The following is an 18,309-nucleotide window of genomic DNA, read 5'->3' as shown; positions in this document are numbered from 1 at the left end:
ATCACTATAATGGTTTAAAATGACCATATCAAAGGAAGTGCCGGAATCAATGGAATGGAATGAACATCTGCTGGTGTGGAACCATGCGTCCGTCAAAGTGATGGATGTTCGCCGGGTGAGAATAGGGGAAGAGGAAGAACTGTATTCTTACCGCCTGCCTGCCAGTGCTTTTATCTATGTCATTGAAGGAGAAGCGAGAATATGTATTGAAGGAACGTTCCTCGCGGTCAGCAGTTCTTATGTTCTTCATGCAGGCAAGGGTATGCGTCTAGACATCGTGGCAGAAAGAGGGGCAAGGTTTGAATATTATCTGATCCTATACAAAGCCGCGATTCCAGTACCCGGGAGGAAAGATATCCAGGAAATTATGGTGCACAGCAATCCCTTTCAGCGGGAGTATGGCGTGCAGAACACCCGCAAGCTGATGCTGTTCAACACGGCTAGGGAGATGGAGGCCGCATGGCAGTCCAATGACAGTCTGGGGCGCTTGTACGTAAAGTCGCTGCTCTACAGGTTCGTTTATGAGCTACTGAAGCACCTTCAACTCACGAAGCACACTTTGGCCAAAACGGATCTGGCTGAGCAGGCCAAGCGTTATATTCTTGAACATTATAGACACTCGGTAACACTGAAAAGCACCGCTCTGGCTCTCGGATGCAGTCAGGGACATTTATCGAAGCTGTTTAAAAACAAGGTGGGTGAAAGTCCTATGCGTTTCTTAACACGTGTGAGGGTAGAGAAAGCGTCGCAGCTGCTGCTCAAAACAGAAGCGAATCTGCAGGGGATTGCCGAAAGTGTGGGTTATCCGGATGGTTATACGCTCAGCCGCAGCTTCAAAAAGCATATGGGTATCTCGCCCTCCAAGTATAGATCTGAAGGGCTTCAGACAGCCGTAAATGAAGATATGCCATCCCCGGAGCAAGGATATGCCATTCAAAAGGATGAGTTTTGGTCTTATATTGATAATGATTATCATAATCAACAGGTGGAAGGGGATCATTTTCAGATGAGACAAAAGAAAAAAACAATGGCTGCCACAGCAATGCTGTGTATGACCTTGCTGCTTAGCGCCTGCTCAGGCGGTTCGGCAGCCACGGGTAATGCAACAACTGGAGGGAACGCGCTGGAGGGGGCGGGAAGCGGCGGATCCGCTACTTCTGCACCTGAGGCTGTGGCGGACACCGGAACACGGACAATAAGCACTGTACTTGGTGGTGTAGAAGTGCCTGCCAATCCGCAGCGTGTGCTGGTCCAATACTTGATGGGTGATGTGATTGCTCTGGGTGTGCAGCCTGTTGGAATTTCTGAGGCGTATGAGGGTGCGGCTTTTAAGGAAGAGGTAAAGGAAAGCAGCGATCTGGGGCACTGGGCAGAGTGGGATATGGAAGCCGTCATGAAGCTGGACCCTGATCTGATTATCACGGCTGGTGAGGAGCAGGCCAAGGAGATGTCCAAAATCGCTCCGGCTATCTATGTGCCTTACGGGGAGATTACCCAGGAAGAAAGAGTAAGGCTGATCGGACAAGCACTCAATAAAGAGAAGGAAGCCGAGCAGGTGCTTGCGGATTATGATCAGAATGTAAAAGAATCTGTCCAGAAGCTGCTGGATGCCGGCTTTGTTGATAAAACGATTTCTGTATTTGAAGGCGGTAATGATTCCATGACAGTCATGGGCAAGCTGTTCGGAGCGGGCAGAATTGTCTACGATGTGCTCTCACTGAAAGCGCCAAAAGGTGTGCAAACGGGAATTATCGATAAGAACACTTATTCAGAATCGGTATCCCTCGAGGTGCTTCCCGAATATGCAGGGGATTATATCATTCGCAATACCTATGATGGCATGGATGATTTGAGCCAAAATCAGGTATGGAGCTCTCTGCCGGCTATCCAGAACCATCATCTGATCGAGATGGAATTCGGCTTAAGCTATTATACCGACATTTATTCCGCTAAGGCGCAGGTTAACTTTATTGTAAATGCACTGCTGGATTCACCGCAGTCATAACAGCTTAGCCTAAATTACTGATGAAGGACGAAGGGTATGATGAAAGATGTGGATACAGGTACATATGGAAAAAAAAGGGGAGTACCCTTTTCACTGCTGATGGCCGCAGGATTCCTGGCGCTCGTGCTGGTTGTGGCTGCTTCCATTTCCTTCGGATCTGCTGATATGCAGCTGCATACAGCTTGGGCCGCGATTTTTAAATTTGATCCCGCTAAAACGGAGCACCAGATCATTCACAACCTCCGGTTTCCACGCACAATTGCGGATGTTATCGTCGGCTGCAGCCTGGCGATGACAGGAGCGATTATGCAGGGCACTACCAGAAATCCGCTGGCCGATTCGGGACTGATGGGCATCAGCTCTGGTGCGGGACTGGCAATGGCGCTTTGCATGGCTTTTTTGCCGGACCGTACTTATGCACAGACAATGCTATATGCCTGTCTTGGGGCAGGTGCAGCAACCGGGCTGACCTATGGAGTCGCTTCTTTAAGCAAAAGGGGGATGACCCCGCAGCGGCTTGTACTGGCGGGAATGTCGGTATCCATGCTATTTGCCGCGTTTAGCAGCTTTGTCGCCATTAAATACAACATCGGACAAGCCCTTACGTTTTGGACGGCCGGAGGGACAGCCAGTACCACATGGAAAGAGCTAAGCATTATCTCGCCGCTGTTTGCCGTCGGCGTGCTGGCTGCTATTGCTTTGGCCCCTTCGGTTACGCTGCTGAGTCTGGGAGATGATGTTGCGTCCGGGTTGGGGCTGCCAACCGGGCGGATCCAGGGGATTTCCACACTTATTGTGCTGGTGCTGACCGGATTGTCGGTATTGATCGTCGGCCCCATCAGCTTCGTGGGCCTGATTATCCCGCATGTAGTCCGCTATATGGCGGGTGTAGATTACCGTTACATTATTCCGCTGTCCGGGCTTTATGGAGCGACCTTCATGGTGGGGGCTGATTTGTTCGGCCGGCTCATTAACCGCCCAAATGAAACACCTGTAGGGATTATTTTTGCAATCATCGGCGTTCCCGTTTTCCTCTATCTGTCACGCCGGCAAAAGGGGGAATTAGGATGAAGCAGCGAGCTTATACCGTTTCCCGGGGAATTGGTTTGTGCCTTCTACTAGTAGTACTGGTCATTCTGATTGTGGTGATAGGAATGAATTCGGGCCAAATGAACCTGTCTCCCATGGAGGTGCTGCGTGTACTGCTGCTGAAAGGAACAGACAAGCAGAACCTGATTGTCTTCGAATTCAGGCTGCCGCGGATTGTGCTTTGTATACTGGTTGGCATCGGAATGGGCGTTGCGGGGTCTATCATGCAAAGTTTGCTGAGGAACGACATGGCTAGTCCGGGAACGCTGGGTATCAGCTCCGGGTCCGGGTTGTTTGTGCTCATCTATATCGCGATTTTCTCCGTTAAAGGTGTTTCCTCGGCGATTGCGCTGCCGGTGCTGGCTTTTATCGGAGGCATGACTGCAGCAGTACTGATCTTCTTGCTGTCCTTCCGCCGGGGCAGGGAGATATCACCTACTGGATTAATCCTTACGGGGGTAGCCATGTCAAGCGGCTATGGAGCGCTGTCGCTGATGATTACACTCCGGCTGGATCATACGCAGTTCGAATTTGCCCAGCGCTGGATGGCGGGCAGCCTCTGGGGTGATGACTGGAAATATATTTCGGTGTTGGCCCCATGGACATTGCTGCTGGTGGGCTATACGGTTTACAAGTCGCGGGTTCTGAATACACTCAATCTTGGCAATGAGACAGCGACGGGCTTAGGGCTTGCGGTAAAACCGGAATTTTTGGGACTTACTCTGGCTTCAGTGGCGCTCTCCTCCGGAAGTGTGGCATTGGGCGGCAATTTTTTCTTTGTCGGTCTGATTAGCCCCCATCTGGCGCGCAAGCTGGTTGGCCCGAACCACAAGCTTCTTCTCCCGGCCTCGGCGCTGACCGGGATGCTGGTGGTGCTCATTGCGGATACCATTACCCGGACGGTCAGTTTCGGAACGGATATACCGACGGGGATCATCATCACTATGCTGAGTACACCTTATTTTTTGTATTTGCTGTCCAGGTCAGAATAAACAATGGGGAAGAAAACCGTTGCTTGGATCCGTTCATTGCGGCTAAACAGGCTCTTATCATCCGATACTAGGATGATGAAGCCTGTTTTTTTATTTGTATGTACCTATTCTCCGTTTTATTAAAAAACTATAGATTAATTGTACGTACAAGTGTATAATGAGGTGGCAAAGCAAAAGTACGATCATACCTAAGACCATAGGGAGGATTACGAATGTTGGAGCAATTGAAACAAGAGGTACTGGAAGCCAATCTTGACCTGCCCCGTTACAACTTGGTAACGTTTACATGGGGGAATGTCAGCGGCATTGACCGGGACAAGGGACTGGTGGTTATTAAGCCGAGCGGTGTGGAGTATGATAAGCTGCGCCGGGACGACATGGTTGTGCTTGATCTGGAAGGCAATATTGTTGAAGGCAGCTACCGCCCTTCTTCTGATACAGCTACTCATTTGGTGCTATACAAGGCATTTCCGAACATCGGCGGCATTGTCCATACCCATTCGCCATGGGCAACAGGCTGGGCACAGGCCGGCAGAGGCATTCCGGCTCTCGGAACCACCCATGCCGACTATTACTACGGTGAAGTTCCCTGCACCCGCCCGATGACAGATGAGGAAATCAAAGGTGCGTATGAGCTGGAGACCGGCAATGTGATCGTGGAGACATTCAAGGATCTGAATCCGGACATGATTCCGGGTGTGCTTGTACATTGCCATGCTCCCTTCAACTGGGGGAAGGATCCGCATAATGCGGTTCATAACGCCGTTGTCCTTGAGGAAGTTGCGAAGATGGCAACACAGACCTTCCAGCTGAACCCGAATGTGCAGCCGATGAGCCAGACGCTGCTCGACCGTCACTTCCTGCGCAAGCATGGAGCAAATGCCTATTACGGCCAAAGCTAATTACTAAATATAAAGGAGAATTCGTACATGAGTAAAAAATATGCAATCGGCGTCGACTACGGAACCCAATCCGGACGCGCTGTGCTGGTAGATCTGGCCGACGGAACGGAAGTCGCGGATCATGTAACGCCTTATCCGCATCACGTGATTGACGAGATTCTGCCGGGAACCGGCAAAAAACTGGAATATGACTGGGCGCTGCAGCATCCGGCAGACTACATTGAAGTATTGAAGCGTTCGGTGCCAGAGGTAATCCGTGAGTCCGGCATTGATCCTGCGGATGTCGTGGGTCTAGGCATAGATTTTACCGCTTGTACGATGCTTCCAGTTAATGAACAAGGACAGCCGCTCTGCCTGCTTCCTGAATATCAGGAGAACCCGCATAGCTGGACGAAGCTGTGGAAGCATCATGCCGCACAGCATGAAGCGAATGAAATCAACCGCATCGCCGCTGAACGCGGTGAGAAATGGCTGCCGCGCTACGGCGGCAAAATCTCCTCCGAATGGATGATGGCTAAGGTTTGGCAAATCCTGGACGAAGCACCTGAAATCTATGATGCGGCTGATCAGTTCCTGGAAGCTACCGACTGGGTAATCTCGCAAATGACCGGCAACATTGTACGCAACAGCTGCACGGCCGGTTATAAGGCCATCTGGCATAAAGCGGACGGATATCCGGATAAGGAGTTCTTCAAAGCGCTTGATCCGCGCCTCGAGAACCTGACCGAGACGAAGCTGCGCGGGGATATCGCTCCCTTGGGCACGAAAGCCGGGGAACTGACTGCTCAAATGGCTCAGCAAATCGGCCTTGTGGCAGGTACGGCCGTGGCCGTCGGCAACGTCGATGCGCATGCCGCTGTACCCGCTGTAGGTGTAGTTACCCCGGGCAAACTGGTAATGTCCATGGGTACCTCAATCTGCCATATGGTGCTGGGTGATACCGAACGAGAAGTTGAAGGCATGTGCGGTGTTGTGGAAGACGGAATCATTCCGGGATATTACGGGTATGAGGCTGGACAATCCGCTGTTGGCGATATTTTTGAATGGTATGTGGAAGAAGCGGTCCCTGCCTATGCGAAAGAAGCTGCGGCGGAAGAAGGCGTAAACATCCATACTTGGCTGGAAGCACGGGCTGCGGCCTACAAGCCGGGCCAAACCGGACTTCTCGCACTGGACTGGTGGAACGGCAACCGCTCCGTGCTCGTGGATACGAACCTGACCGGACTGCTGCTCGGCTGCACGCTGCTGACCAAACCGGAAGAAATTTACCGCACGCTGCTTGAAGCTACAGCTTTCGGCACACGCAAGATTGTGGATGCATTCCACGGGAATGGTGTAGCCGTTGATGTACTTTATGCCTGCGGCGGACTTCCGCAAAAGAACCGCCTGCTGATGCAGATCTACGCTGACGTTACCAACCGTGAAATTAAAGTGGCAGCAAGCAAGCAGACGCCTGCGCTCGGCGCGGCAATGTTCGGAGCAGTTGCAGCCGGTGCTCAAAAAGGCGGCTACGATTCGATCGTAGAAGCGGCAGAAAAAATGGCCCGTATCCGCGAAGAATCCTATGTTCCAATTCCGGAAAACGTAGCAGTCTACGAAAAGCTGTATCAGGAATATTCCAGACTGCATGACTATTTCGGCCGGGGCGAGAACAATGTCATGAAGCATCTTAAGGCGATTAAAGAGGATGTTACGGAATAGTACGTTGATACATTCGAAGTTAGTATAGTACGGAATCATTCAGTGAAATTATGCTTACAACACTTTTAGGAGGTAATTACATGTTATCCATTAAACCTTATCAATTCTGGTTCGTAACCGGAAGTCAGCATTTGTATGGCCCTGAAACGATTGAGGAAGTAGCGGAGCACTCCCGCCAAATTACCGCAGGCCTTAACTCGGACGACACGGTTCCCTTTGAAATAGTATTCAAACCGGTTCTGACTACAGCGGACGAAATCCGCAAGCTGGCAATTGCTGCGAACAGTGATGAGAACTGCGGAGGGATCATCACCTGGATGCACACCTTCTCCCCTGCCAAAATGTGGATCGCCGGTTTGTCGCAGCTCCGCAAGCCGTTGCTGCACCTGGCAACCCAATTTAACCGCGATATTCCATGGGATTCCATCGACATGGATTTCATGAACACGAACCAGTCGGCACACGGCGACCGCGAGTACGGATTCATTGGCGCGCGCATGGGCATTGCCCGTAAAGTGGTTGTCGGCTACTGGGAAGACAGTGAAGTTAGAGGCCGCATCGGCGGCTGGATGAACACCGCTGCTGCCTTCAATGAGAGCCAAACGCTGAAGGTTGCCAGATTCGGCGACAACATGCGCTCGGTGGCTGTAACTGAAGGTGATAAGGTAGAAGCACAAATCAAGCTGGGCTGGACCGTTGACGGCTATGGTGTAGGTGACCTTGTGGAACGTGTGGATGCCGTTACCGAAGCGCAGATCGACGATTTGATGGCAGAATACGCGAAGGCGTATGACTTTGCCCAAGGCGGAGATCAGGATGGACCTGTTCGTGAATCCATCCGTTACCAGGCCCGTATTGAGCTGGGGATGAAAGCTTTCCTGGAAGAAGGCGGATATACAGCTTTCATTACTACTTTTGAAGATCTGCACGGACTGAAGCAGCTTCCGGGACTTGCTGTACAGCGCCTGATGGAGCAGGGCTACGGCTTTGCCGGAGAAGGTGACTGGAAGACAGCGGCACTTGTCCGCCTGATGAAGATTATCGCCGGCAACAAAGGCACCTCCTTCATGGAAGATTACACGTATCACCTTGATCCGGCCAATGAGCTGGTGCTTGGATCGCACATGCTGGAGGTCTGCCCGACCATTGCTGTCGACAAGCCGAAGCTTGAAGTGCATCCGCTCGGTATCGGCGGCAAAGAAGACCCTGCCCGTATGGTATTCAACGGACGTTCTGGTGCAGCACTGAATGCTTCGATCATCGACATGGGTAACCGTTTCCGCCTGCTTGTGAACGAAGTGGATGGCGTTGAGCCTACCGAAGCTATGCCGAACCTGCCGGTTGCCCGCGTATTGTGGAAAGTGCAGCCAAGCCTGAAGGCAGGCGTGGAAGCCTGGATTCTGGCCGGCGGCGCACATCATACCGGATTCTCGTATGTGGTGACTACAGAGCAGTTGATTGATTTCGCCGAAATGGTCGGCATCGAATGTGTAGTCATCGACAAAGATACCAATACACGATCCTTCCGCAATGAACTGCGCCTGAACGATATCGCCTGGAAGCTGCTCTAGTTCTCTCTATATTCGTGTGATGACAAGAAACGGGTACCGCGCTCGCTCAGAGTGCGGTACGTCCGTTTCTTCCTGTATATTGGACTTCTGATAAAATGTATAAGGAAGCCTTTGCTAACATAACTTTTAGGAGGAATTCGATATGAGCAGCATACTGGATAATATAAAGGCAGCCGCGGCTGAAATAGAAGGAGGGGCAGCTTTTGCTCTTCCGCAGGTCATTCATGTAGAACCGGGTGCCCTGCAGCAGGTCATTCCTTATGTGGCCGCACAGAGCTGGGAAAGGCCGGTGCTTGTGGCAGATAAACATACACTGGAAGTAGCGGGAGCAAGTCTGGAACTGGCATGCAGGGAAGCCGGGATTTCGGTCCACACCACCTTGGTGCTGCCCAATGCGCAGGGCGATGTTATTGCAGATGAAGCCTCTGTAGTGCAGGTGCTGTTGGATATTCAAAAAGTTAAAGCAGATTCCGTCATCGTGGCAGGTTCGGGCACACTGCATGATGTGGCGCGTTATGCGGCTTATACAGCTGCCATTCCCTTTGTGTCGGTCCCAACGGCTCCTTCGGTAGACGGCTTCACCTCGAACGGCTCGCCGCTGATTATCCGCGGCAATAAGATAACGATCCCTGCGGCCGGTCCAGCCGCTATCTTCGCTGATACAGAGCTGCTGCGCAAGGCGCCGGCTCCCATGGTGGCGGCAGGCTTTGGCGATATGCTGGGCAAATACACCTCGTTGTTCGACTGGAAATTCGGCCGCCTGACGGCTGACGAGCCGTATGCTCCGGCAGTTGCCGCCATTACCGAAAAGGCGCTGTTGGCCTGTGTAAATCATGCAGAGGAGATAGGAAATCATACCGAACTGGGAATCCGTGTACTGACCGAAGCGCTGATTGAATCCGGTCTGGCGATCCTGCTGTTTGGGCAATCCCATTCGGCATCCGGTGCAGAACATCATCTGTCCCATTATTGGGAGATGGAGTACATCCGCACCGGACGCAGACAACTGCTGCATGGCGCCAAGGTCGGTGTGGCCTGTGCGGAAATTTCCGCGCTGTACCATGAGCTGGCGGATACGCAGGGTTTGGCGGACAAGGAGCAGTGGGCGCAGGTGCTTAAGGAAATTAGCGGACTTCCTTCACCGGAAATGTTGCGAGGTCTGCTGCGTACTGTACATGGACCCTCCACCTTGGAAGAGCTTGGTGTGGATGCTGATCTGCTGCGCCGCAGTCTGCAGGAAGCGCATTTCATCCGGATGAACCGTCATACCCTGTTGCGGGCGCGCAATGAAGGCAAGATTGCGGGAGCTGCTGCGGAATAGACAGGTGCTGCTGAAGAATCCGGAGCAGGACCTAAGCTTCTGAAGATTTAAGTAAAACTTTAGGAGGACTTAATACTGTTTTAAGCTTGGGACTGTATATTAGACACATACCCCCCTTATTACATACCTTGACCCCGCCAGCTGCTGGCGGGGCCCTTTTTTGTATACGCACAATAAATGGAGGCGGGGAGCGGATTCCGGGAGCGGGAAACTTTCATTTCATAGGATTCCATTCATAGGATTGCACCTCTCTACACGGCGTCTAACAAGGAGTCTGAGAAGGCTCAGTTATAGTGTAAATTTTTTTTATAAAAACACTCTCTGATCTGTCGATTCAGGTCTATTTATGTCGATAATAATAGTGAAATAGTGCAAATTTAAAATATTTACTATCGGGAGAAGATCAGGGGAGTTCTTAGAAAAGACAGAGAGGGGGTACTTAAGTGGAGCATATCTATGGTACTCATGATAGGGTACTTGTATTATTTTCATATGTAATTGCGGTAGCAGCTTCATATACGGTCTTAAGTCTGGCAGGGGCAGTAGGCAGATCCAAAGGGAAGAAACGTTGGCTATGGCTGGTGTGCGGTGCAGTAATTATGGGCATGGGGATCTGGTCAACGCATTTTATCGGAATGCTGGCCATATCATTGCCGTTTCCGGTTGCTTATAATCTGAACACTGTATTGTTGTCAGTAGGGGTTTCTGTCGTTGCCTCTTTTATCGCCCTTGTTGCGATTAGCCGCTGCAAGACGGGTATTCTTCAATTTCTTGGAGCTGGCGTATTTTCTGCGATTGGAATTTCAGCGATTCATTATATCGGCATGTCAGCGATGCAAATTAATGTGACCTATACTCCCGGATATGTAATCCTGTCCATCGTGATAGCTTTTGTTGCATCCTATGCAGCGCTCGGGTTATTTTCCTGTATTATCGGTCATGGCGAAGAAGACAAATATTGGAGGAAGCTGGGCAGCGGCCTGATCATGGGAACTGCAATTGTAGGCATGCATTACACCGGTATGCTGGCAGTACACTTTGAACCATGGCATCATGCTGCACGGATTACCGGCGTTGTCCTGGATCAGAAATGGCTTGCCTATGTCATTGCAGGCGGGACTTTGTTCACGCTGTGGTTATCTGGTGCCGGAATGTTCATTTCCCGCCGGTTCTTGAACAAGGACACAGAGATACTGGTTAATGAGAAATGGTACAGGTCGCTATATGAAAATAACCAGGACGGCATTATCTCGATTGACCTGGACATGCGCATTATCGGATTTAATCCTGCAGCATCAAGAATCACGGGAATCAGCTCAAAGGTCTTCAAGGATCAGAACATGATGTTCATTCTCTCGATTGTAGCTGTGGAGGAGCAGGAGCGGATGCAGAAGCTGTTCTCAAGATCTTTTGCCGGAGAGGAACTGAGCTATGAAACAGCGATCATCCATCAGGACGGGCACCGGGTCGAGATCAGTGTGGTTAACGCTCCGGTTATGGTCGACGGACAGGTGGTCGGAACCTATGTAATTGCCAGAGATGTGACGGAAGAAAAGCGGGCTAAGGAGAAAAATCATTATCTTGCTTTCCACGATGAGCTGACCGGTCTGCCGAACAGAAGAATGTTCAATGAGCTGCTGTCGCAAACCATTGAAGCGCATAGTGAAACGATGGAGCCGTTTGCTGTTATGGTTATGGATCTTGACCGGTTTAAAATCATCAACGACTCACTGGGGCATATGTACGGTGATCTGTTCCTCCAGGAAATGAGCAGCCGTATCCGGCATAGTGTGGTGAACGAGAATGTGACGCTGGCCCGGATTGGGGGAGATGAGTTTGCGATGTTGTGCCGGTTCTCCCGGAAGAACATGAATGTAACAGCCATTGCGGAGCAGATGGTGGCAGCGATTGAGCAGCCGTATCGTCTGAAGGAGCAGGATTTTTACGTTACGGTAAGCATCGGAATCGCCTTCTTTCCCTGCCATGGTCAAAATGAGGTACAGCTTCTCAAGAATGCGGACACTGCCATGTACGAGGTTAAGAAAAACGGTAAAAATGATTACCAGTTTTTCTCAGACGATTTGGATGAGCAGCTGCTCCAGCGGATTGAAATGGAAGGCGATTTGCGGAAAGCGCTGGAGCGCGGCGAGTTTATTCTGTACTACCAGCCGCAAATCCGGACGGATAACAATGAAATTATCGGAGTAGAGGCGCTGATCAGGTGGCAGCATCCGGACAAAGGGCTCCTGCCGCCTGGCCTGTTCATTTCGCATGCGGAGGAGACGGGCCAGATTGTTGAGCTCGGAAACTGGGTGCTGCGCGAAGCCTGCCGCCAGATGCGGCTATGGCAGGATGCAGGCGGTCCGCTAATTCCTGTGGCGGTGAATTTATCGTCCCGGCAGTTCCACCAGTACAATTTGCATGGGGAGATCATGGGGATTCTGGAGGAGAGCGGGCTTGCTCCGCAGTATCTTGAACTGGAGATTACGGAAAGTATGATGATGAATGCTTCTGCATCTGCCGGAATTCTGAACAATCTGACCCGGAACGGAATTCGTATCAGCCTTGACGACTTTGGAACAGGCTACAGCTCCTTCAGTTATTTGAAATTATATCCCATTCATAAAGTGAAGATTGACCGTTCCTTCATCAAGGATATTGTCGCAAGCAGCGATGACCGGGCCATAGTGTCCACTATCATTACTATGGCAAGGCATCTGAATATGCAGGTCATTGCCGAAGGTATAGAAACCAAAGAGCAGCTGGATATTGTAGTGGAGAGCGGCTGCAGAAAGGTGCAGGGCTATTATTACAGCCGCCCGCTGCCGCCGGAGGAGCTGGAGGCGAAATTTCTGCTGGGGACGCAAAGCCTGTAAATATAGTTTTAAGCAAGCATGGACCTTCCGGGATTCATGCTTTTTTATTGTGATCAATTTCTCCAATAAAAGGATGCGCCAGCAGCTTTTATTGTTTATGCTCAGAAAATGAACCTTTTGATGAGCCGGATTGTTAAATAGACAGATCACACAAGAAAGGAGGGAGACATGTGCAGAGCAATCGGGAGTTATTTGAAACCTACAATAAGGATGTGTACCGTACCTGCTATTACATGGTGCATGATGCCGCCGATGCCGAGGACCTGTGCCAGGAGGTGTTCATCACCGTATTCCGCAGCAAATGGGAGGATGTTAAATATCCCCGGGCATGGATTATGAAAATTGCGGTCAATAACTGCCTGAATCATCTGAAGCGTTCGCGCAGCCTGCAGAAGAAGGTGACCGGAAATCTGGATTTATGGAAAAACCAGACAGAAACAACGGTGGAACGGACGATTGAGCAGAAAGAAACGGCGCGGGAATGGGGCGGCTATATGTCAGGGCTGCCTGCGAAGATCAGAGCTGTGCTGACACTGAGATATATGCATGATTTCAGCCTGGCTGAGGTTTCGGAAGCACTGTCCATTCCGGTCGGTACGGCCAAATCAAGACTGCATAAAGGCTTGAAGCTGATGAAGGACATTCTGCAGGAAGCTGGCTTTGAAGACGAAGAGCGGAGGAAAGAATATTATGAACAAACTGGAAAATACATTGAAGCATCAACTAAATGATGAACAAGCTGTACCTTATCCTGATTTTGGTGATATGTGGAGCAGGCTGGAGCAGGCTGGAGATACCTCTCCGGTAAGGATGAGCACAGCGGACCTCCGGGGCGGGCAACGCGGTAGAAACTGGCGCAGAATTACAATTGCCGCCTCGCTCAGTGCGCTGCTGGCGGCCGCTCCAGTATATGCCGCAATACAGTATGACTGGGGTAATCTGCTCCGTTACAGGGACGGTGTTCAGGCTGCGCTGGACCAGAATCTCGGGCAGTCGTTGGAGCAATCTATAACCAGAGACGGAGTAACGCTGACACTGCACACAGCTCTCGTAGATGATAACCGGACAGTGATCCTGTACAGCATGGATGTCGGTAAAGGGGCGGATACAGAGATTTGGGGTGTCAAAGGGATGTCTCTTAAGGATGAGCAGGGTAACAGCAGTGGGGGAGAGTACAGCTATCAGCAGTGGGATGAAGAGAAACAGCTGTACAACGGGTACTTTGAAAGTGACTGGACACCCGGGAAGGATGAAGCCGAGGTTACCCTGACTGCATCGGCTGTGCGGGCTTTAAGCCAGGCGGAGCAGGAGCTGCCGCTGAACAGCAGTTCTACGGAGCGGCAGAACTTTCCGCTAGGCATAGAGGGAATGAAGAGCGTTGAGGTCAAGTCTTTTGAGCAGAATGAGGATAAGCTGCTGCTGTCGTCAGCAGTAGACTACGATAATCCGGAGGCCAAGGAATGGACCTTTCCGATGATTGTGGCTTACAAAGGAGACACCCGGGTAGAGCCAATTCCTGGGGGAGCGCTGGGTACACCGGGGGAAAACGGAGAATATACGATGAAACAGTATTTTAAGCCTTCCGAAATTTCCGGCGGAGACACTATCTTTAAACTTCAATATACTAAGGTGGAACAAACTATCGCCGGACCGTGGTCCTTTGATCTGAAGCTAAGCAAAAAGCTGATGGAGAGCGGGACGATCAAGACGGCGCTGAATGCACCGCTGGAAGCGGGAGATACCATGCACACCTTTGAACAGATGGTTGTTACACCTACGCAGATTCGTGTAACTCTAAGGGCGAAGGAGAAGTATGAGCAGCTGCCTTATTATAAATATAATCTTGAAGTAGGCGGCACTACATTAGAGGGGAACCTGTTCCGGTCTCCGAATGATGATCCTTTCCTGACCACACTTAGATTTGAGCGCCCATCCGGTCTTGTTATAGACGAGCAAACTGATATTACCTTTGTGGGGAAATATAAAGTTACCACTCATGAGGATGATAAGACCCCGCTGCTTCTGAAAAATATTTCTGCAGAAAAACAAACAGTGATTCGGGACACTGGTGGTTACGAGGTGAAGTGGACCTACTATATGCAGGGAAATGACCTTTATGTGGAGACGGAAAGTGATGACCCACATTTCGGCGGAGTCAACCAGACTCATATCGGCTTGGGTAACGAGCGTATTCTGGGCAAACCGGAAACTATCAATTTTGCGGGAGACGGAAATAATAAAGCTATTGATATATATAAGGATTACAAAGGAACAGAAGCTTCTATTTATACGTTCTATTACATGACTGATGAACCGGATAAGGAGACGCGGGTACTGCTGCGGCCTTAATCCTCCGGTCACGAAAGGCTCCCCGGCCTAACGGCGGGGGGCTTTTTGTGCTGATACAATAAAAATAAGATATTATATTCTATAAGATGCTTGTCAAAGGAGAGGATGAAGCTTGGAGATAACCCGCTGTGACTGGGTGAATGAAGATCCACTATATATTGCTTATCATGATGAAGAATGGGGCAAGCCGCTGTATGATGACCGGCAGCTGTTCGAGCTGTTGATGCTGGAGGGGATGCAGGCCGGGCTAAGCTGGTACACCGTCTTGAAGAAGCGGGAGCATTTCCGCAAAGTATTCGACGGATTTGATCCGGTGAAAATCGCGGAATATGATGAAGCCAAAATAACTGCACTGCTGGGCGATCCGGGCATTATCCGCAACCGCCTCAAGGTTAACGCGATCATCCGGAATGCGGCCGTGTATTTGCAGATCGTCCAGGAGGAGGGCGGCTTTGCAGACTATCTCTGGAGCTTTACCGGGGGTGTGCCGGTGATCAATAACTGGAAGAGCAGAGCGGAAGTACCGATTACAACCTCCCAGTCAGACCAAATGAGCAAAGCGCTGCGTAAAAAAGGGATGAAGTTTGTCGGCTCAACCATTTGCTACGCGTTTATGCAAGCTTCAGGAATGGTGGACGACCATACACAGGAATGCTTTTGCTGCAGCAATAGTCGGCTTTCCGGAGGCTGATCCGCAGTTTGGCGCTACCCGGGGAAGAAATGGTATACTGTTAAGCAGCACTCACAAAACTAATAGTGTATGCTTCCGAAGCCGGTTTTGCTCGAAGAATAACCACGTAAGCTGCGCTCACAAAACTTTTAGGAGGATCCACAAAGATGTTATGGCATGAACTGACAGTACATACAACAGAAGAGGCGCAGGAGATGATTTCCAATCTGCTGTATGAGGCCGGGGCAGGCGGTGTTTCTATCGAGGAATCCGGAACCCTGAATAAGGTACGGGATACACGTTATGGTGAATTATACGACGAGCCGCTGAATGATATCCCTGAAGGGGAAGCGGTGATTAAAGGATATTATGCCGAAACCGTCCCGATGGATGCCATTATCGAAGAGCTGGCTCCACGGATCGAAGAGCTGAGAGAGTTCGGGATCGATCCCGGTAAAGCACTGATTTCGTGGAAAACTGTGGATGAAAATGATTGGGCGCATGCCTGGAAGCAGTATTTCAAGCCGCTTCGCGTATCAGACCGGCTGACGATTAAGCCCACCTGGGAGGAATATACCCCTGCCGGCCCGGAAGAAAAAATTATTGAGCTTGATCCCGGCATGGCATTTGGAACCGGAACACATCCGACGACAGCACTGTGCCTGCGGGCACTGGAGAAACATATCAGCGGCGATGAGGAAGTGATTGACGTTGGAACGGGCTCCGGCATTCTTGCTGTAGGCGCGGTGCTGCTGGGTGCCAAGTCTGTGCTGGCGCTGGATCTGGATCCGGTGGCTGTAGAAAGTGCCCGTGAGAATGTGGCGCTGAACCGGCTGCAGGATTCCATTACGGTAAAAGAAAGCGACCTGCTGTCACTGCTCGGCGGTGAAGGTGCAGCAGATACGGCGGCGGGAGAGATGTGGCCATCGGCAAGATCCGGCCATTCAGACGCGCAGCAGGCTGTTCCAGCGAAGCCAAAAGCTGAAGACAGTCTTGGTGTCACATTGCCGGTGAAGGTTGTGGTCGCCAATATTTTGGCAGAGATCATCGTGTTGTTCACCGATGATGTCTACCGTGCCCTGCAGCCGGGGGGCGTCTATATCACCTCCGGCATTTATAAAGATAAGGAAGGGCTCGTGGCGCAGGCGCTGGAGTCATCCGGGTTTGAGATTAAGGAAGTATCCCGTGAAGAAGATTGGGTGGCCTTTACAGCCGGAAAGAGGTAGAAATGGATTTTTTGGATAGAATTTTAGTAGTACCCCTGCAGCAGCTTCCGTTTTTCCTGATTACACTGGTGATCGCATTTACTGTACATGAATTCGCCCATGCCTATTTTGCCAATAAATTTGGTGACCCAACTGCAAGGCTGCTCGGTCGCATGACGCTGAATCCCGCAGTGCATTTCGATTTATTCGGTATAATCCTGCTGCTCATTGCCGGCTTCGGCTGGGCACGTCCGGTTCCGGTGAACCGCGACAACTTCAGACGCCCCCGGCTGATGGGGGTTATCGTGTCTGCGGCCGGTCCGATCAGCAACCTGCTGCTCGGTATTCTCGGTACTCTAGTATATGCTGCCCTGCATGCCAGCGGCGCCATTGAGTCCATTACGAATGAACAGCTGCTGCGGGCAGTGTACTGGTTCTTTGGCATGTTCATACAATTTAATTTCTTCCTATTCCTGTTTAACTTAATTCCGCTGCCTCCCCTGGACGGCTACCGGATCGTAGAGGATGTGGCACCGCGTCCGGTTCGTGCAAAATTACAGCAGTATGAGCAGTGGACGGTCTTTATCTTTTTGCTTATCATCTTTATCCCCGGCCTGCGTGCCTATACGATCGAACCGCTGAACAGCTGGGCACTGCAAATCGGGAACGACTTTTTCCGGTTGTTCTTCAATCTGTTTGGAGGGTAAAGCTGAACAGGGGCTGTTCACAGGCAGGCAAACGTTGTATGATGTAATGTGAATTTTTAGACGGTTTACAAGTGCGTAGAGCAGCGGATGGAGACCTGAACAGCAGGATCACCGCTGCTTTTACGCTGAATAATGGACAGGATGAGGATGAAGATGCAGCGTTATTTCGTAGCACCGGAGCAGTTCGGCCCGGAACAGGTTACCATTGACGGCGAGGATGCCCGCCATATTGCTAAAGTGATGCGCGGCAAAGCCGGAGACAAGCTAATTGTCAGCGACGGCGTTTCCCGCGAGGCGCTGGCGGAGATCTCTTCAATCGAGATCGGCCAGATTACAGTGGACATACTGGAATCTCTGGAGATGACGCATGAGCCGCGGATCAAGATTACGGTGGCCCAGAGTCTGCCGAAGGGAGACAAGCTGGAAACCGTCATTCAGAAGTGCACTGAAATCGGTGCGGTGGCCTTTGCCCCGTTCCTCTCAGAGCGCACGATAGTGCAGTATGACGAGCGCAAGGAGAATAAGAGGCTGGAACGCTGGCGCAAGATTTGCAAGGAGGCAGCGGAGCAGGCACACCGTAATATAGTGCCGGCCGTTCATGCGCCTTTGAGCTGGAAGCTGCTGCTGCAAAGCTTCCGCGACTATGATGCCGTTTACTTTTGTTATGAGAAGGAAGAAGGGATGCAGCTGCGGAGTGCCGCCGCACCTTGGTTGTCTGCGCTGGCGCCGGAATCTCCGGGCCGGGTGATGGTCGTTGTCGGTCCTGAAGGCGGATTCAGCCCGGAGGAATGCCTCGCGGCCGAAGAGGCGGGAGCGGTACCGGTAGGCCTGGGGCGGCGTATTCTGCGCTGCGAGACGGCCGGCATGGTCGCTGCAGCCTGCATCCTGTATGAATCCGGAGAAATGGGGGGAGCTTGAACA

General features: G+C 51.2%; 14 protein-coding genes. All 14 read left to right on the top strand.

Features of this window, described 5'->3' with window-relative positions; genetic code table 11:
- Positions 1-49 precede the first annotated feature (49 nt).
- The 14 genes from NST07_RS26790 to NST07_RS26725 all read left to right on the top strand — a co-directional run bounded on the left by NST07_RS26790 (position 50) and on the right by NST07_RS26725 (position 18,306).
- Positions 50-2,005: an AraC family transcriptional regulator gene (locus NST07_RS26790; protein WP_342480508.1), complete on the top strand. Its 1,956-nt coding sequence runs from the start codon at positions 50-52 to the stop codon at positions 2,003-2,005.
- 36 nt (positions 2,006-2,041) lie between these two features.
- Positions 2,042-3,076: an iron ABC transporter permease gene (locus NST07_RS26785; RefSeq protein WP_342480507.1), complete on the top strand. Its 1,035-nt coding sequence runs from the start codon at positions 2,042-2,044 to the stop codon at positions 3,074-3,076.
- Entirely contained in the window at positions 3,073-4,086 is a 1,014-nt protein-coding gene (locus NST07_RS26780) for an iron ABC transporter permease (RefSeq protein ID WP_341095572.1), read from the top strand. Before NST07_RS26785 ends, NST07_RS26780 begins: the two co-directional genes overlap by 4 nt.
- Before the next feature lie 212 nt (positions 4,087-4,298).
- On the top strand, positions 4,299-4,988 hold the full coding sequence (gene araD, locus NST07_RS26775) for an L-ribulose-5-phosphate 4-epimerase (RefSeq protein ID WP_038595473.1): 690 nt from the start codon (positions 4,299-4,301) through the stop codon (positions 4,986-4,988).
- 27 nt (positions 4,989-5,015) lie between these two features.
- Positions 5,016-6,689 (top strand): ribulokinase, encoded by a 1,674-nt coding sequence (locus tag NST07_RS26770; protein WP_341379556.1) that lies wholly within the window; start codon positions 5,016-5,018, stop codon positions 6,687-6,689.
- An 80-nt stretch (positions 6,690-6,769) separates the two neighbouring features.
- Entirely contained in the window at positions 6,770-8,260 is a 1,491-nt protein-coding gene (araA, locus tag NST07_RS26765; protein WP_342480506.1) for an L-arabinose isomerase, read from the top strand.
- A gap of 142 nt (positions 8,261-8,402) precedes the next feature.
- Positions 8,403-9,581: a sn-glycerol-1-phosphate dehydrogenase gene (locus tag NST07_RS26760; RefSeq protein WP_342480505.1), complete on the top strand. Its 1,179-nt coding sequence runs from the start codon at positions 8,403-8,405 to the stop codon at positions 9,579-9,581.
- Positions 9,582-10,024: 443 nt separating this feature from the next.
- Positions 10,025-12,457: an EAL domain-containing protein gene (locus NST07_RS26755; RefSeq protein WP_342480504.1), complete on the top strand. Its 2,433-nt coding sequence runs from the start codon at positions 10,025-10,027 to the stop codon at positions 12,455-12,457.
- Between the two features lie 170 nt (positions 12,458-12,627).
- Positions 12,628-13,188, top strand: coding sequence for an RNA polymerase sigma factor (locus NST07_RS26750; RefSeq protein WP_342480503.1), 561 nt, complete (start codon positions 12,628-12,630; stop codon positions 13,186-13,188).
- On the top strand, positions 13,148-14,806 hold the full coding sequence (locus tag NST07_RS26745; RefSeq protein WP_341095561.1) for a DUF4179 domain-containing protein: 1,659 nt from the start codon (positions 13,148-13,150) through the stop codon (positions 14,804-14,806). Before NST07_RS26750 ends, NST07_RS26745 begins: the two co-directional genes overlap by 41 nt.
- A 112-nt stretch (positions 14,807-14,918) precedes the next feature.
- Positions 14,919-15,497 (top strand): DNA-3-methyladenine glycosylase I, encoded by a 579-nt coding sequence (locus NST07_RS26740; RefSeq protein ID WP_341379549.1) that lies wholly within the window; start codon positions 14,919-14,921, stop codon positions 15,495-15,497.
- 146 nt (positions 15,498-15,643) lie between these two features.
- Positions 15,644-16,702 (top strand): 50S ribosomal protein L11 methyltransferase, encoded by a 1,059-nt coding sequence (gene prmA, locus NST07_RS26735; RefSeq protein ID WP_341095558.1) that lies wholly within the window; start codon positions 15,644-15,646, stop codon positions 16,700-16,702.
- Between the two features lie 2 nt (positions 16,703-16,704).
- Positions 16,705-17,388 carry a site-2 protease family protein gene (locus tag NST07_RS26730; protein WP_341095556.1) on the top strand — a complete coding sequence of 228 codons (684 nt, stop codon included), beginning with the start codon at positions 16,705-16,707 and terminating at the stop codon, positions 17,386-17,388.
- A gap of 153 nt (positions 17,389-17,541) precedes the next feature.
- Positions 17,542-18,306 (top strand): RsmE family RNA methyltransferase, encoded by a 765-nt coding sequence (locus tag NST07_RS26725; RefSeq protein WP_341097761.1) that lies wholly within the window; start codon positions 17,542-17,544, stop codon positions 18,304-18,306.
- The last annotated feature ends 3 nt before the right edge of the window (positions 18,307-18,309 follow it).

Source organism: Paenibacillus sp. FSL L8-0340 (assembly GCF_038593145.1).
Lineage (GTDB): Bacteria > Bacillota > Bacilli > Paenibacillales > Paenibacillaceae > Paenibacillus_AQ.
Note: the sequence above shows the minus strand (reverse complement) of the source record. Positions and strands in the feature narration are given on the sequence as shown.

What these genes read in the sequence shown, in the direction of transcription:
- NST07_RS26725 (WP_341097761.1), top strand. Translation starts at nt 17,542, where the DNA reads ATGCAGCGTTATTTCGTAGCACCGGAGCAGTTCGGCCCGGAACAGGTT.
- NST07_RS26785 (WP_342480507.1), top strand. Translation starts at nt 2,042, where the DNA reads ATGATGAAAGATGTGGATACAGGTACATATGGAAAAAAAAGGGGAGTA.
- prmA (WP_341095558.1), top strand. Translation starts at nt 15,644, where the DNA reads ATGTTATGGCATGAACTGACAGTACATACAACAGAAGAGGCGCAGGAG.
- araD (WP_038595473.1), top strand. Translation starts at nt 4,299, where the DNA reads ATGTTGGAGCAATTGAAACAAGAGGTACTGGAAGCCAATCTTGACCTG.
- araA (WP_342480506.1), top strand. Translation starts at nt 6,770, where the DNA reads ATGTTATCCATTAAACCTTATCAATTCTGGTTCGTAACCGGAAGTCAG.
- NST07_RS26730 (WP_341095556.1), top strand. Translation starts at nt 16,705, where the DNA reads ATGGATTTTTTGGATAGAATTTTAGTAGTACCCCTGCAGCAGCTTCCG.
- NST07_RS26760 (WP_342480505.1), top strand. Translation starts at nt 8,403, where the DNA reads ATGAGCAGCATACTGGATAATATAAAGGCAGCCGCGGCTGAAATAGAA.
- NST07_RS26790 (WP_342480508.1), top strand. Translation starts at nt 50, where the DNA reads ATGGAATGGAATGAACATCTGCTGGTGTGGAACCATGCGTCCGTCAAA.
- NST07_RS26745 (WP_341095561.1), top strand. Translation starts at nt 13,148, where the DNA reads ATGAACAAACTGGAAAATACATTGAAGCATCAACTAAATGATGAACAA.
- NST07_RS26770 (WP_341379556.1), top strand. Translation starts at nt 5,016, where the DNA reads ATGAGTAAAAAATATGCAATCGGCGTCGACTACGGAACCCAATCCGGA.
- NST07_RS26780 (WP_341095572.1), top strand. Translation starts at nt 3,073, where the DNA reads ATGAAGCAGCGAGCTTATACCGTTTCCCGGGGAATTGGTTTGTGCCTT.